The sequence below is a fragment of the Ochrovirga pacifica genome, from assembly GCF_000220525.1.
GTDB lineage: Bacteria > Bacteroidota > Bacteroidia > Flavobacteriales > Flavobacteriaceae > Ochrovirga > Ochrovirga pacifica.
Window position 1 is genome coordinate 1 of record NZ_AFPK01000044.1, and the last position, 17,580, is coordinate 17,580.

The 17,580-nt window shown below is 34.7% G+C and carries 10 protein-coding genes; all 10 read right to left on the reverse strand.

The window, feature by feature from the left end; genetic code table 11:
• Nucleotides 1-1,363, reverse strand: a 1,363-nt coding sequence (locus FS85_RS0109110; protein WP_033194675.1) for a sulfatase, incomplete at its 3' end; no start/stop codon positions are given.
• A gap of 132 nt (nucleotides 1,364-1,495) precedes the next feature.
• On the reverse strand, nucleotides 1,496-2,995 hold the full coding sequence (locus FS85_RS0109115) for a sulfatase (RefSeq protein ID WP_010135917.1): 1,500 nt from the start codon (nucleotides 2,993-2,995) through the stop codon (nucleotides 1,496-1,498).
• 7 nt (nucleotides 2,996-3,002) lie between these two features.
• Nucleotides 3,003-3,890 (reverse strand): sialate O-acetylesterase, encoded by an 888-nt coding sequence (locus FS85_RS0109120; protein ID WP_071585713.1) that lies wholly within the window; start codon nucleotides 3,888-3,890, stop codon nucleotides 3,003-3,005.
• Between the two features lie 184 nt (nucleotides 3,891-4,074).
• Complete coding sequence (locus FS85_RS0109125) at nucleotides 4,075-6,360, reverse strand: alpha-amylase family protein (RefSeq protein ID WP_010135919.1); 2,286 nt, start codon at nucleotides 6,358-6,360, stop codon at nucleotides 4,075-4,077.
• Between the two features lie 8 nt (nucleotides 6,361-6,368).
• A complete protein-coding gene (locus FS85_RS0109130; RefSeq protein ID WP_010135920.1) occupies nucleotides 6,369-8,195 on the reverse strand; it encodes a right-handed parallel beta-helix repeat-containing protein in 1,827 nt (608 codons plus the stop codon).
• A gap of 12 nt (nucleotides 8,196-8,207) precedes the next feature.
• A complete protein-coding gene (locus tag FS85_RS0109135) occupies nucleotides 8,208-9,389 on the reverse strand; it encodes a hypothetical protein (RefSeq protein WP_139062179.1) in 1,182 nt (393 codons plus the stop codon).
• Nucleotides 9,390-9,518: 129 nt separating this feature from the next.
• Nucleotides 9,519-11,486, reverse strand: a complete 1,968-nt coding sequence (locus FS85_RS0109140; protein ID WP_010135923.1) for an FAD-dependent oxidoreductase — start codon at nucleotides 11,484-11,486, stop codon at nucleotides 9,519-9,521.
• A gap of 26 nt (nucleotides 11,487-11,512) precedes the next feature.
• Nucleotides 11,513-12,979: a sulfatase family protein gene (locus tag FS85_RS0109145; protein WP_010135924.1), complete on the reverse strand. Its 1,467-nt coding sequence runs from the start codon at nucleotides 12,977-12,979 to the stop codon at nucleotides 11,513-11,515.
• A 120-nt stretch (nucleotides 12,980-13,099) separates the two neighbouring features.
• Nucleotides 13,100-14,668 (reverse strand): T9SS type A sorting domain-containing protein, encoded by a 1,569-nt coding sequence (locus FS85_RS0109150; protein WP_010135925.1) that lies wholly within the window; start codon nucleotides 14,666-14,668, stop codon nucleotides 13,100-13,102.
• Nucleotides 14,669-14,674: 6 nt separating this feature from the next.
• The gene (locus tag FS85_RS15415; protein WP_050809640.1) at nucleotides 14,675-17,578 is read right to left on the reverse strand and encodes a PQQ-binding-like beta-propeller repeat protein; all 2,904 of its coding nucleotides are present in this window, start codon (nucleotides 17,576-17,578) and stop codon (nucleotides 14,675-14,677) included.
• Nucleotides 17,579-17,580 lie beyond the last annotated feature (2 nt).

Genomic DNA, 17,580 nt, shown 5'->3' on the forward strand with positions numbered 1-17,580 from the left:
CTTTATTTTCAGGATCCTTAGCAATATTATTCCACTCCATTGGGTCTGTTCTATGATTGTATAACTCTTCAAAACCATCACCGTAAACTATGTATCTATGATCTTCACTTCTTAGAGTATAGTTCCCATCTCCTTTAGAAGTTAAAGCTGAGTGATTCCATTTTCCCTTTGGATTGGCTACCAAATGTGCAAAACTATTTCCATCTAAATCTGTTTTATTAGGCAAACCACACATTTCTAACAATGTTGGATATACATCTATTAAAGAAACCGTTCTAGTACTTTCTCCTTTTGCTCCGTTGAATGGATTGTAAACAATTAAAGGAGTTTTTGTAGCCTCTTCCCAAAGTGTTTGTTTAGACCAATGTTCTTTTTCTCCTAAATGCCAACCATGATCTCCCATTAATACAACAATGGTATTGTTTTTATACTCGCTATTTTCCAACTGGTTTAATACATTTCCTACACAAGCATCTGCATAGGCTAAACAAGCTAAATAAGCTTTAACAGCAGATTTCCATTTCTGATTTCTTAAAATCTCTTGATGTAATTTTTTACCAGCCCAATTTCTACCAGTTTTTCCAACATCGTCTAAATCATTTTGTAAAATTTTAGGAAGTTGAATCTTATCTTCATCAAATAAATCAAAATATTTTTGAGGAGCATACAAAGGCAAGTGAGGTCTAAAAATACCACATGCTAAAAAGAAAGGTTGGTTGTGTTTTTGTCTTAAAAAACGAGCTGCATAATCCGATGACTTCCAATCGTTGGTTTGTTCGTCTTTAATCTGAACTCCTCCCCAATCAAAAGAACGAGTTTTACTACCCTTTATGCCTGCTTTTTTAAAATCTAATCCCTGCTGAAAACGTTGTTCCTTTGGCGGATATTGACACCCCAAACCTCCTTTATGTTCTTGTTGAAAAGAACCTGGATCACTTCCTGGCTTAGGTGTAGGTTTGGTTCCTCTTGGACTGTGAAAAATTTTACCTGCTGCAGCTGTTTTATAACCATTGGCAGCAAAATATTGTGGCAACGTTACTGTGTTTTCAAATCCTTTTTGTTTTCTAAAATTTTCTTCATTACCATGAACACCTGTTCTAAAAGGTTGGTATCCGGTTAACATACTTGTTCTTGATGGGTTGCATAACGCAGCTGAACAATAAGCCTGCTTGAACACTGTACTTTTTTTTGCCAATGCATCCATGTTAGGAGTAATGGCTTGCGGATGTCCTCCATAAGCACCAATCCAATCATTCATATCATCTACCATGATTAGCAACACGTTGGGTTTAGATTGTTGACTATAGACTGATATTGTAAAAAGCAACACCAATGAGCTTATTAATTTTTTATTGATATTCATAAATCATATTATTTCATTAAAACGAAGAAAATAAAATCAAAGTAATAAGATATACTTGTACGTTAAATAGATGTCGCTATAAGTACTATTTACAACAAAGCCAGCCTTTATTAGGACTGGATTTGATTTTATTTAATTTTGAAGTACAGAGTTAGGTGGCAATGGAACCTTATTTTCTTTTCGCCATTCTACCAATTCTTTCAATAGTTTTTGTATTCTTTTAGATTCTGTTTTGACCAAATTAACAGACTCTTTAGGATCTTTTTCTAAATTATAAAGTTCCAATTCTCCAGTAGCCAAATACTGAATTAACTTATAATTGTCTTTCCTTATTACAGAACACGCTTTTTGTTTTTTATTGTTACTAGCTAAGTGCCAGAACAAAGGTCTTTTCTCTAAAGATTTTTCATCTTTTTTAAACAAAGGAACCAAAGAGTTTCCATCTAACGTTTGTTGATAGTTTTGAATGTTTGCTAACTCTAAAAAAGTAGGAAAAAAATCTAGCAAACTAACTGCAACATGGGTTCTTCTCTCTTTTATTTTACCTGGCCAATTAATAAGCAAAGGTACACGTATACCACCTTCATAAATTTGTCTCTTTCGTCCTCTTAACAAATTGTTTTCGCCAATGTTGTAACCATTATCAGATGTAAGAATAATTAATGTATTTTCTCTTAAGCCTTCTTTGTCTAAATATGTTACAATTTTCTGAATATTTTCGTCTACAGACTCAATCATTGTAGCATATCCAGCCATAACTTTTCGCTTGTTTTCTGGCCCTATTCCCTGTCCCGTAACTTTATCTCCTTTTTTCTTAATGTACTTGTTGTACAATTTATCATTTCTACTTTTTACAGGTTTGTGTACTGCATAGTAATTTAGATTGATGAAAAAAGGTTCTTTTTTATGTTCTCCCATAAAACGAATCGCTTCATCTGTCAATCGATCTGTTAACCATTCATCCGATGGTTTATTAATTATAAAAGGATTACTAAACGGAGCTCTATATCCTCCCTTATAACTTTTGTAGCCTTCTATTTCAAAAGCGGGATCTCCTTTATACGTTCCTCCTACGTTTTCAATAAATCCACGTCCTTGCGGATAGTATTGTAACACTTCTTTGGTTTTATGTGCTGCCAGCCAAGTATAATCTCCTGGTTCTGGTTGTGTTAATTTTTGCTGAAAAGGATATGGTTGATTCAGTTCCTTTTCTGGGTAAGGTCCTACAATATGATATTTCCCTAAGTGAATGGCTTTGTATCCACTTTTTGCCAAAGGCTGTGCATAAATTTCATGATCTTTAGTTACTGTCCATCTAGAAAATATATTTTCTTCTGCAGTTCCATGCTCTAAAACAGGTACATTGTACACTCCTGTTCTAAAAGATTGTTGCCCAGTAAAAATTGCACTTCTTGATGGAGAACAAGTAGGGTACATATAAGCATTGTCTACCAACAAACTATTTTTTGCTAATTTATCCAGATTAGGAGTTTCATAATATTTTGATCCATTGAAACCTACATCAGCATATCCTAAATCATCTACCAAAATAAAAACAATATTGGGTTGCTTTTGTCCTAGCACGGTATAACCAATCAAGCAACATAAAATGAGAACGAAACTATTTTTCATTTTATTGTTATTTAAGGATTGAACATAAAGCTTTTGCAAAAGCAACTCCTAGTCTTTTCTGCCCCTCTGTGTTGTAATGTGTATCATCAGAATGTTTTGGATAATCTGTCCAAGAAACATCGGTAGAAGTTTTTACCAAAGCAACATTTTTATTATCAGCAACCACTTGTTCCATAGCTTTTCTTACCAAAGTAGGACCTTGTTTAAACTTTCGGGGAGGAATGTTGATTTGTCCAATAACAAAAGGTAATTTTTCAATACCAAATTCTTTTCTGTATGCTGCAATTAAATTCTCTAAATTTTGTTGATATGCCGTAGCTTTTAATTCATTATTGGTATCTGCTTCTCCTTGCATCCACAAAACTCCAACTATTTTATAAGGAATTCCTTTTGATTCTAAAACAGCTAGGTTGCTTTTTATATTCTTGATGTGTTTTTGGTACAGCTGCATACTTTGTCTGGCTGCACCTCGTTCTGCAATTTTTGCTTTCTCTTGTGTCCAATTCGGGTTCCATGCTCCGTACAAAGAAGTTCCTCCTACGGCCGTTTTAATCAACAAAAAATCATCTTCTGGGTACGTTTCAGACAATACTACTCCTGAAAACAGCTCGGGCCCAAAATGCTTCTTAAAATTGTATTTTTTATTGCTACCTCCATTATACCACGTTAAAGGAACAGGCTCTTTTTTTTGTGGTTCTCTTGTAGCCAACTTAACCCTAATTCCTGCTTTTTTTACCCTATCCAAAGCTTTTTCATCTAGGGCATCAAAATTTCCATGACCAGCCATGTTAGATTGCCCAGCCAACAGTACTACTTGTACTTCCTTTTTTTGTGCTGTACATAAAAAAGAAAATAAGCATGAGGAAATGAATAGAAGTATTTTCCTGTAAATCATTGTTAATTTTTTATTGTGTTTTACAGAGCACAAGTACGTTTATTTCTTTGGTTATGTTGTTCTTTTGCATTTACATTTTGTTTCTGATAGTAAATTAATCCTCTTTTTAAAATTCTCTAACAATTAAACAAAAAAACCAACAGAAGGCTAGTTTGTTGGTTTTCTGTATCTCTATGTAGGTCGATTATTTTTTAGTATCAACCTCAACAAAAAATACTTCGTTAGGTGCTAAAGTAGGTTTGTTGGTTACAGCAATTCCTTTAATCAGATCTTTGCAAACTGGTGTTAAGTTCCCATCCATAGAAATGTGAATTTGTGTTGGCTCTTTTCCAACATTTACAGCCGATAATACAACTTTACCATCTTGCTTTTTAATAGACTTCCATACACAAGTTTTTACTTTTAAAGGATTTGTTTCTGTTACTTGTATACTTGGCAATAAATCTTTTTCTGCTAGCAAATCCATTGCTTTTTGTTCCATTTTTAGGGTATTTGCTACTTTTATCAACTTTCCTTTTTCTTGTTTTAGTTCTGTAGAAATAGCCTCTCCATATTCATTGTACTTTAAACTTTCTGAATCTAAAACAATCGTTCCTCCTTGATTTAAATAAGCTTGTAATGCGTTAAATTCTTCTTGAGTTACAAAGGGTGTTTTGTGAACCAAGACTACATCCCACAAAGTATTTTCTTGTTTGTTAATAATGTCTTTGGTTACAAAGCCTAAAGAAGTCCCATTAAAATGTAAACCTTCATACAACTCAAACACATCGTCCATATGTCTGGTTTTGTTAATGGCAGATGTTTTAGAATAAAAAATTCGCAAAGGCTTTCTTAAACGTTGCAAACTCATAATTTCACGTCCAAAACTGTTTAAGTCAATCAACGTCATAGCAACTTCATTGGTTACTCTGGGTTGCATGTTGTTAGATCCCGCGTAACCTTTATCATTTTTAGCTTTCTTAGAAATAGCTCCATTAGCTCCTCTTGGCCAATACCAAATTTGACTAGCTGTCATTCCATAAGTATGTGCCAACCAAAAAGTAGCTCTTGCATATGCTGGATTCATATATAAATCACGAGATCTATTAGTAGATAAATAATGAAGTTCTGAATTAAAATTGATTTTGTTTGGACTTACAGATTTCATAAAATCAAATCCCATACACAATTCTCTCCAATCAAAAGCGTAGTGCTCTTCCCACTCATAAGGCTTTTTTTGCCAAATTCTTTTGTGTTCTGCACCAGAATCGTTTCCAATAATACCACTCATTTCGGTCAACGCCTCTAAGTCTATTCCATGTATTCTTGCATTTTCAGTCCACAAATTAGGCATGATCTTTAAATGTACTTTTCCCTCTGGATCGTACTTTTGAATTTCATTTTTCATAAAACGATACCAATCTGTTACTCTATCCATATTAAAGGCAGCCCAATCGTACCATTTTGGTGTTCCTTTTAGGCTGATATCAATAGGAATTTGCAATTCCACAGTCTGAAAATTTTTAAAGTTGGTTTTCCATACCTTGTTTAAAGATGTAATATTTTTATGTTTTTCTTGTAACCAGTCTCTAAATTTATCCATCGTAAAATGCGAAACTCCTCCAGAAGCCCAAGGTTTTTTATTCTTAGTTTTATCTGTTTGTGTATAAAAATGAGGTTCGTTACACAACATGTATCCTAGTTCAGAAAACTTTTTACCTGCAGTACTGGGAACCACAGCTTTGATTAAGGCTTTCTGAATAACTCTAGCTCCTGGATTGTCTATATCGTAACCCGTATACGTATCTTCTCTCATACTAAAATTAGGTCCAAACTTTTCTTTTGCCCAATTGGGTACGGACTTGTGGTTGAAAAAAATAAATCCTAATGAGCCCTCTTTTTTAGCTTTTAATTCTTGTTCCTTTTTAGGCTGAAGATCTCCTTTTTCATTAATTACATAAGGTGGAGTGATAAAAAATCCATCTTGATTTCCGTGATATGCTGTCAATTTGGATGTTTTGGGTTTCCAAGTATAATCTGCCAAGAATACAGGTTGGTCTTTATAAGTAATTTGATCTCCATCTACATAAACTTCTTTCCAATCTACTTGTGGTGATGGTGTTCTAAATTGTTTTCCACTTAACACCAAAGACAACTCTTCTTTTGCTTTTTCTAGCATTAACAAAACCTCTTTTCTTTCAAAATCTGGCAATTCTTTGGCATATGTTGCTGCTTTGGGTTTGTAAGAAGCTACCAACTTGAATGCCTTGGTATTTGATTCTATATTTTTTTGATCCCAATCGGCAAACTCTAAAAATATTTCTGCAGTTCTAATTGTTGTTTTTTCCTTCAGAACGTCAATTCCTCTTTTCTCTGCTTTTTCAATTAGTTTTTCTAAATCTTTGATTTCGTGTGCAGCTTGTTTTTGTACATTCTGAGCAAAAAAACAACTAGTAAACAAACAAGCTATGGCTAGGATTCTTTTTTTCATTTGGGATTTTATTTTTTTGAATACTTAAAACCTTTATTCCTTTTAACCGTAAGAGTTGCTTCTGTGTTTTTATCCACATCAAAATATTTGGTTACCGTTCCCGTATATGTGTTTCTTGTAATGTTGATGTTTTTACAATTCTTAAGGTAAAACAAGGCATTATCAGGATACTGAGGTTTTTCTGTGGATGTTTGCTGTATGTTGTTTCCTTTAAAAACAAGTCCATCTAACCTGTCCGCCCAAACAATACAGTTGTCAAAGGTTTCAATTGTGTTGTTTTCAAACAAAATATTTCTATCGTAAACAGCTGTCTGATCAAAGGCTGATCCTAGCCTTGGCGATACTTTTAGTACTGCATGCCCTGGAGCTCCTCCGTAGGCTACATGTTTAAAACGATTGTTTCTAATGGTTACATCTTCTACACTACCTGACTCAAACCAAAAATAACTTTCTCCTCTTAGCATGATGGAAGACATCATAGACGAAAAATCATTGTTTTCTAACAAGATTTTTTTGGGGGTTTTAATAATGATATTTCTAGCTCTGTGATCCCTAATTACACAATTACGCAGCGTAAATTCAGGATTCCAGGTTTTGTTTTCTAAAATATCTCCATCTTTTAAAGTGGTTGGAATTTCATTTCCAAAGGTGATGTCCGTAAATCTATCATTAATGTATCGAATGGATTTTACTGTATTTATCGTACCTCTAGACGGATTTGGACTTTTAATAAACCAAACCTCATCTCCTTTATCTGCAAATTTAAATCCTGTTTGCTCAAAATGCATTAAGCGAATTCTAACCGTCTGTTTGTCCAAAATTTTGTGTACCTCTACATAAGTTCCATGTACATTGGTACCATCGTCTAACATCCCTTCAAAACGACAATTATCAACCAAAATTTGTCCTTTGCAATTGGCAAAGTGTGTAGCATCTGCAATAGTTGAAATCGCTCGATCCGACCCTTCTTTGATGTAAATTCCCGAATTCAAAATTTGAATTCCATCACATCTTTCGAACAAAAAACCCATTCCCAATGCGTGATGAATAACAACTTTGTCAAAAATAATATTGTTAGATTCTGTTACTTGAAAAGCTGGAGCATAACGATTTTGTTCGTGTGGTCCTTTGGAGTGAAATACCGATCCTACTCTTGGAAAATGTTTGATGTTTTCGTCGTAAATTCTTAGAATTCCATTCGGTTTTCTTTCTACTTTATTGGGTCTTAAAGACATGTCAAAAGCACCATAAGCAACTTGTTTTGTAGCTTTATCAAAAGCCAAAGTGCTTCCTAAAGAAGCAAAGTAAAAATGTTCTATATCTGGAAAAATAATACGTCCTCTTTGCAATTTCCAAGAATATCCTTTGGTATAAGGTTTCATTTCAAACCAATGTTCTTTTTTATTTACTGCAGTTACATCTCCTTGAAAACTGAATGGAATATCCCAGTCTATAGTAATTCCTTTTACAGAGATTTGCTTGCAATTTAGAAATTGAAAAGGGGCTACTTGACCTCTAAAAATAAATTCTGCATTATTTCCTTCTAGGGTTACAGAGTTAAAGTCTTGAAACAAGAAAACAATCTTTTTTAAGCCATTTCCATGATTGGTAATGTAACAAAATTTTTCTTGTGCATAAGTGGGTAAAAAGTGATATACTCCTTTAGAAAACACTAATTTTAGATCTTTATCTTTTGTGTTTGCTATAGCCTCTCTAACCACAGTTGTAACATCATCACTAGGATGGATTTCTATAATTTCTTTTGCTTGGATTTGGTGTATTGTGAATAATAAACACAGTGATACCCATATTTTTTGAATGCTGTTATTTTTCATTTATTCTATAAATTATAATCTATCTTTGTATTGTTTTTTAAACTTTTTTAATTTCTTTTTTTGTTTTGCATGCAGGTTTTCTTCTTCATCTAGCAAAAACCAGTACGCTCTTCTAGCAATTAAAAAATTATCTGCTTCTAATAAGTTTACCAATTGTTCTATAAGCAAATCCGAGCTAAATTGGTGCTGCTTTAAATTGCTTAAAAACATTTCTACTTCTTGATAACTAAACGTAGCTATTTGCTTACTTAGCTGATTGTAATATGCTGTATTTTCTCCTTTATTGGTTTTAGCTACTGAGTTAAGACAAGCTACTCGTTTTTTATAGTCTCCTTTAGCAAACAAATAAGTCACCGAAGCATAATAATGTTTAGCAGGTATGGTTTCTATATAATCCATTGCTCTTTTAAAAACAGCATACTCACTAAAAACTGCTTGCTGTACTACCTCTGTTACTGTAGCAGTATCTTTAAGACCTAAAAACAGAAAACTTTCGATGGCAAATTTTTTATAATCTGAATCTTTATTTTTTAAAAACTCAGCAATCAAATCATCTTCAGAAAACTGTTTTCTTGTAATGTTTTTTATCTGGGATTCTATTTCTCCGTTTGCCCAATGCCATAATGTATAACAAGTCCAAACAGCTCCTTCAACGGTTTCGCTAGGACTTACGGTAGATGTTGCTCCAGATACAGCATCTACATCTACCGCACCGTGTTCTATAAAATCGGTAGTTACAAGATTGTCTTTAAATACATGGGCTAGCTCAGAATTTTTGTTCTGTAGTACCCATTCTAACTTTTTATAGTCCTCAGAGGTAAACGGAGCTCCTTCTTTTTTTTCCAATCCCTCTCCATCTTGCAACTCATAATGTGTATATCGTCCTATTTCATCCCAAAACATGCGCACCGTAACTACCTTGCAAACATTTTCTCCACAATTAACGGAATCTACATCTAAATAAAATTCTTTGTTTCCATTAGCCTTTTGTCTCTCTACCAAATAACATACTATCGGATTTTTTTTATCAATAGCAGGATGCACAACTGCAACCTTATGTACTTTTTCTGAAGGATTGGAAACTGTGTTAGATGATTGCAAAAAACACATCAACACCAATACAAAAAAGAGATAAATTCTGTGTGTGTGGAGTCTTAAAAAAAAGGGTGTTTTTATGTTTTGTAAGCGATTCATAAACACGGTGTTTATTGTAAAACAATACAACTTGTAAAAATGCAATATGTTTTTGTTAGGTAAAAAGCCGTGATTGATAAATTTCAAACTTAAATTCACCAATCACAGCTCTGCTATTTTTTTATTTTTTTAAGCTTCGTAAGCTCTTATTTCAAACAACTTAGCTGTTTTATGTCCATACGTTTGTTTTAACTGAATTCTAATTGCCGATGTTTTTATTTTGGTAAAATCAAATTTAATCAAGCGAGCAATATTTCTGTCTTTTGTTCCAACTTTTATCCATGTTCCATTCACTCTCACCTCTAAATCCAATTCTCTTAGCAACTCTGGAGGCACGGTGTCAATAAACGTTTTTCTTTGTCTGTCTGACAATGGTTGTTTTCGCATAGTGATATTTTTATGCAAATTGGTATCACATTTTATCTCTACCTTAGAAAGCTGTACGGGCTGTTCCCACTCTAACTGAAAGGTAGCTGGCAACCCTTCGGACTGCCAATGGTTTATTTCTCCGTCAATGTCTCTAGAAATTCCGTTGATGACATTTTTTGCAGCTCCAGATTTGGTTGATGTAGCGAAAATAGCACTCGCTTTTTTAGCTAAATCTTTAGGATCATTAGCTACTACTTTTGGAATGTACACATCGTCTCGCATTAGCATTTCTTGTAACTGTTTGATGTGCTTCTGCTTTACTTCTCGTGGTGTAATTTTTTTGTTTACACAAATAGTTGCTGCTGTACCTGTGGCTTGCCCCATCAATGCACAAGTTCCCTGAATACGTGTTGATGACAACGCAATATGAGTTAAACTTGCATTACGCCCAGCAAACATTAAATTGTCTATATTTTTAGAATACAAAGAACTAAAAGGAACTTGGTAAACGGTTTTAAAACGTTCGTGAAAAAAACTTGGACGCTCTTTAATATCTAAAATTCCTCCTGGATTGTGCTCGTCCAAAGACCAACCTCCATAACCAATAGCATCTTCAAAATGTCTATGCCCTGTTAAATCTCTTTCTGACAATATATGATCTCCTATAAAACGACGAGACTCTCTACGTCCTGGCAAAGAACCTACCCATTCTAAAGCATAATTTGCAGAATCTGGATATTTTCCCGAGTTTTTTATGTAATCCCAAACCCCATGCAAATATCCCATCAAATCATGACGGTTGTCTTCTTGCACATCTATAATATCATGATCACTTCCAAGCTCTACCCACCAATATCCATCTAAATATTGACTAATTTTTCTTTCGTGGTTGGCATTGTCTCCATCGTATTTTTTTGCAAATGTCGGTGCTGTGTAAGGCATCGGTCTGCCGTGATCTTTTCCTTGTAATAAAATAGAAGCTCCCATTTGCCATCCATCTGGCTGGTCTGGTGCATAGGTTTCATTAAACTCCGCTTTTCCTTCCCTTCCGGTTCTGTATAACGCTCCTGCTTTTGCAGCCATCAATCCATCTCCTGAGCAATCAATAAACATATCTCCTTTTACGGTAAATTCTGTTTCGGTAGTTAATTGCCAGCATTTTGTAGAAACAATTTTAGCTCCCTCCATTGTAGCATCAATGGCCTGCGTATTTAACATAACGGTTAAATTAGGTTCTCTAACTACATAATCGTACACAATATGATCCCAAACAGGATACGATTGTTGCGGATTGTACAAACGGTTTTCTAACATTATTTCTTCCACAATTCCTGTTTCTCTTTCTGCTTTTCCTGTAGACAAACGGTTTACTCCGTTAAGAGTAACACGAATTTCGCTAGATGCATTTCCTCCTAAAACAGGACGGTCATTAATCAATACTGTTTTGGCTCCATTTCTTGCCGATGCTACTGCTGAACAAATACCTGCAACTCCTGCTCCAACCACAACTACATCGTAGGTTACTGTCTTTTTTCTTTCAGGATTGGGGACTTTTTTTCCTGTTCCTAACTGATGCCATTGCCCATCACCTTCTACAGCCGTGGCACTGGTATTTCCTTGGTTAATTTCCTCTGCAACTCCGTCTAAAGATTTGCAAGAAGACAAAGGTATTACACTGGCTGCAACAGCTGCACCTGCCGCATTTTTTAAAAAATTTCTACGTTTCATTTCTATCTTTGGTTCTGTTTTTCTGATTATAAATCTACCCCTGTTCCTTGTAGAGAATTATCGTGATCCCACATAATTAACCAGGGATCTTTGGTTTGTAACTGAAATTTTCTAAGCTGTGCTTTTAGTTCGGCTAATTTTTCTTGATATGCCTCATCTAACGCAAGATTGTTGGTTTCTCCTGGATCTTTTTCCAAATCAAACAACTCGAATTCCGCATGTTTTAAATAATCTTCTACAGTTTTGTTTCCATACATCTCTTCATGATTTCTATACACACTTTGCCAAGTAGAAGAAGCCCATAAATCTGATGCAAATGGATAGTCTAATTGCCAAGCAATATTCCATATCAACTTATATTTTCCTTGAATCACGGCTTTCATAGGATAGTACATGGTAATTTCATGAAATGTGTGCGATGCATATACAGTATTCCAACCTTCTGGATTTTCTTTTTCAAGAATTCCATGAAAAGACTTTCCGTGAAATTCCTTTTTATCATAAGATACACCTGCCATATCTAAAATAGTTGGAGTAATATCTACCCAAGAAATTTTGGCATTATTTATCCCTCCTTTGTTTTCTTGTTGGCTAGGGTCTTTAATAATACATGGAAGCTGAATTCCTGGTTCATAAACTGTTGTTTTAGCTCCAGGAAAAGCCATTCCGTTATCCGAAATATAAAAAACAATAGTATTGTTTAACTTATCTGCTTCTTTTAAGTGCTGCATCAAACGTCCAAAACCTTGATCTATTCTGGATATACTTTGATAGTATTGAGCTATTTCTTCCCTAGACTCTTTGGTGTCTGGCAAAAAATCGGGAACAACAACGTCATTAGGATCATAGACCACTTGGTTTTCCCCTGGATAAGGTTCTTTTTTATTTCCAAACGAGTTAGGCAAATTCCATGGTTCAGACTTAAAAGGATGTCCGCGGTGAGGATCGTCTGTACAGAAATATAAAAAGAAGGGCTTTTTTGATTGAATGACATCCACACAAGCATCGGCCATCTCTAAGGTACTTCTAGGGTTGGCCTCCAAAACCGTATTAAAATGATACACTTTTTCTGGTGCCACGTGGTATTTTCCAATCCTAGCGGTTTCATAACCTGCCTGTTCTAATAATATGGGTAATGATTTTACATGATCGTAAGTGCTGAAATGATGATAATCGTGCACATGTCCGTAAGATCCGGTTGCGTGTCCAAATTTTCCTGTTAGAATTACAGATCTACTTGCAGCACAACTTGCGCTGGTACAATACGCATTGTTAAATCGTACTCCTTCTGCAGCCAATTGATCCAAATTTGGAGTCTGAATTACTTTATTTCCATAAGCTCCTATAGCATCTTTTCCATGGTCATCTGCCACAAACAACACAATATTGGGTTGGTTACTTAACGTTTTTGATGGCGTTTCTTTTGATGGGCTACAAGCCATTAAGAAAACACCTAAAATAAAAATCTTTGATTGTTGTAAAATTGAAATCATGCTCTATAGGATTGATAAATTTTGATCCGTTAAGTTAGTGTAAATTTAGACGCTCATCATGACACAGATGTCTTTTACAGGAGATATTATGTTCTTTTGCGTAAAATTTTCTGAATACATTTACTTAACAACTAGCTTCTTAATAACTGACTTAGAACCAAATGAAATTTTCACAAAGTAAACTCCGCTTAAATTTTTATTCAATTCTATTCTTGGCCTAGCCTGTTGTGTTTCTATTTCTTTGACCAGTTGTCCTGAAGTACTAAATATGCTTAGCTGAGCTCCTACAGGACAAGAAATATTAAAATATTGATTTGCGGGATTGGGAACTATCGTTATCAATTGGTCTAAATTAGATTGTTTTCCTTCGCAACTTACTGCGGTTTCAACCTCTATTAAATCTCCTAATTGGCTTTCTATTTCAAAAAATGGTTGGTAAAACTGTTTCACTTTTTCTCCATTTTTATAGACTGTATAAGGTGCAGTTCCTTGAACAATCTCAATCTTTGTTGTATTCCTTAGTGAAGATAAATTTACTTCTAATAGGGTTGCCTCTGGAACTGTTAAAACATACTCGTTGGAAACAGAAGTTTGCATAGAACCTAGCTTTAAACGATATTCTCCTGGGGTTAAATCTGTAATAGTTATAGCCTGAGTAAACGTTTTCTTTTCTTGATTAAACTCCACAAAATACGTTCCTTCTGTTTCTGTATCAATGTGTATCTGTCCGTTGTTTTTATCTAAACAAGTTTCTCCTATTGCCTTCAGTTCAAACTTAGGGTTGCTATACGCTCGCTTTAATTTAAACATAATATCATCTACATAAAATTCTCCTTGATATGGACCTTCTTCAGAAAAATTGGGAACAAAAATTTGAAATGTTCCTTCTTGAACCGATTCACTTATTACCACCTCTTTAGTAAGTAAAATCCACTGCCCCTTTGCTACCTCTTCTAAATTCCATTCTGTAGAATGCCATGGAGCAACAATTTGTGTATAAAAGCTGGGGATTGTAGTTTTATTGGCTACCCAAACCTGCAGGCTCACATCATAAACCCCTGCTACCAGACTAAGATTTTTCTCTTTGGTGGTTTCAATTTTACTTGTATATGCCAATTCTTTTGGAATGACAGATGCGGGAACTAAAAGCTGTAAATCATCCAAATAAAAAGTTCCGACAGCTCCTGTACTGCTATCCATCACAATTCTAACATTGGTGTTTTCAAACGGCTCTGAAAGGGTAAAAGGAACCTTCACTTCAACCCACTGATCTTTAACTACAGAAGTTACATCTAAATTAACATTGACATCATTCTTGCCCTCTGTTCTAAAATTCACTCTTATTTTTGATATAGACGTAGATTCGCTAGCAACCCAAATCATAGCTTTTAGTTCATAACTGCCCGACTTTAAATTGATAAGCATCTCTGAAATGGAAGAACTTCCAAATGCTTTTTTACTACCCGTAAAAGAAGTTGCATTGGTGTACTTTAAACTTCTTTGGGTTCCATCGGCTCCTTTATTGTTCACTATAGACCAATTATCGGGCTGCTGCATCCACCAACCATCGTCTCCTGTTTCAATTTCAAAACCGTAATAAGAACGATCTAAAACGTTTATTTTTTCTTGTGCCTTTACCATCATTATGGTTAAAAACAGACCTAAAAAAATGTTGATTTTTATTTTCATATACGATTAATTTAAAGGAGAACTTAACGTAATGTCTATAAATCTAAAACCACCTAAAGGTACATCTACAGTAACCGTTCCTTGGACTTGGTAAGAAGTTCCATCTAAAATATCTCTCATTTCAATAGGATTTATTGTCTGAAACTGTACCACCGCTTTTTGAGCCTTAGGATTTAGATATCCTCCATCAATAAGTGTTAATCTTAGATTTGTAGACGATGTTTGTGCTACCACCCAAGCCACATCACCAGAAACTGTTAAAGGCATTTTTTTTGCTCTTTGTTGAATGTCTTTTTGAACTGTATGATGATAATTTTTTGCATCGTATTGTTGCGTGCCATCTTCAGAATAATAATACCTACCATCGGTATAATATTCTTTTAAAATGTTTTTGTATAAAGGGTGCAACTTATCTTTTAGCTTTCCTCTAGGTGCTGTAAGATCTGCATTTGCTCCTTGCTGTGGAGGAGTAATTAAAACTAATCCGTTTGGATAATTTGGCAAATAATTTTGTCTTCGGTCTTTTACATTTGCTGCATAGCTAGAAAAATCCCAGGGTGTGTTTTTTGCTCCCATCCAATTGGCATTTTGTCGGCTAAACACAAAAGCATTGTTATTGATAAATTCTTCGTCGTAATGCGTAGCCCATTTTAAACTACTTCCTTCTGTAAGAAAATGAGTATCTGGAGGTAGCATACTGATATGTACTGGAGAAATGCTTAACAACTCATTGGGTTTGGGCACAAACAATGCTCCTTTAGCTACCAATTCCCATACAATACTCATGTAATCTGGATCAATTGCAAAATTATTGATATAGGTTGCTCCGTTAGCCATATGATAAATTAAATGACGTAAAAAGTGATTGGGAAGTTGTTGATGACAAAATTGCCTAGACCTGTCATAACTAGGATTATCTGGTACAGTTCTAGTACCCCAATCAGTTACTGCACCACTTGCCCAAATACCTACTCTGCTGGCGATACTTATATCCATGGCTTTGTCTGTGGTTTCTTCCATAGAAGGCACAAAAACATTCGCATATTTTCCAGACAACAATCCTTTCCACATAGGCATGTATACATTGGCCTGCCAAAAATTATGCTTAGTTCTTACATAAATATTTGCATTTTTTGTTTGGCAATAGGCCGCTAAAGGATAAAACATATCCTCCATAACCCAAGCAAAATCTTCTGAATGATCTTCTAGCTCAGGAAAAATCATCACTGTTTTTTTCCCTTTTGCATAATCCAGAGTTTGTTTTCTTGTTTCTAGCTGAAAAAAGTACGGATCGTTACCATGCCCACCCCAGTAAGCAATTCCCTCGTCACCCGCTGGAGATTCATCGTACCAAGCATTGATCATATTTATAGACTCTTGCTGACTGAGTACGTATTTTTTACGTCCGTCTCTTTTTTGCTGATACTTTGCATTGCCTAAAGACGATCGATCCCAATTTTCTGTCTTAGAAAAATGACTACCACCCAAAAATTTTGGACTTTGGTAATGGTTTCTAATATTTGTTGCGGTCAACTTTGCCAAGCCACTACTTAAATCCTCTGTCATAAAGTAAATAGCTCTTGCTGCTCTTTGCTCCGATGGCTGTTGATATCTAGCTAAGGCTTCTCTTGACTTTGTTGTATTTGCTAAAATTTCTTGAATTTTTCCTTTAGGAATTAAAGCTTGATATTCTTGTTTCCAATTTGGATGCCCTGTATTTACTATATGAATTTGACTTCCCCCACTTTGACAACTTGCCAAAATTAGTTGATTGGAATTGGAACGTTTCCACATATCATAATACGCATATTTGGTTTCTAACTTTTCTTCTGATGTAAAGTCTTTTGACACCAAAACCATATGATTTCCTACTAAGAATAAATACTTTTCTTGATCTACATCCACAATCAACTCTGGCTGTACTACAGAATATCCAAATCCTAATTTATTAATTTTGTATTGGTCTGTGGTATCGTCTTTTAAATGGACTCTAGCTACATTGGCTTCATTTTGATGGTTAGAAGCTCCTAGCAGAATTTCATAAATTCCATCTTTATCATAATCCGAAAAACGCAATTCTCCAATAGGACTTGTTGCTTGGGTTTCTATTCTTTTAATAGGATTATCGGCCAACACATCAAACACATAAATTGCTCCTTTGTCTTGCGAAGGATTGTTACTAGCATGCATAATTAAATAATCATTCTCTGCATCTTTGGGCATGGGTCTTAAAAAATTGGCATAATGCACAAAGTCTTTGGCTGTGGTAGTACCCCATGTTTTTTCTTTGGAATAATCTTTAGACTTTAGTTGTTTTACCAAACTTCCTGAAGCAGACAAATAATAACAATTTAAATCTAAACTTCCCCCAATAACATAATACTGTCCTTCTTTTTTAACAGCTGTTACCGCATACATAGGAACTTCATTTTTTTGGTAATTCCACAATTCTTTTCCCTTTGCATTGATACAATAAATACGACCATCGGCATTGGCAACCAAAACTTCATCATCTCCATCACCTGTTAGATCTACACACCAAAGATCGTGTATCATAAACCCCGATACATTATTTTTCCAAAGCACCAGTCCATTATAATTTACTGACAGTAGAGTTCCCTCGTAAGTACTGGCCACAATAACCTCTTTACCATTTTGTTTTGCCGTTCTAACTTTATGAATTGTATGTCCGGTTTCTATACTATAAATCGCTCCTACTTCTTTTACCTTATTTGGCAACGAATACTTAAGAGCGGTTTCTCCTGTATATTGTTTATCTTTAACAAAAGACCATTGTTCCATTTCTGATGTTTTCCATTGACTTTGTTGGGTTTCAAAATTGTATTTTTTTTGAGCACACAATGATTGAAACACACAAAAAATCAACAAAAATCTTATTGTTTTATTCATTT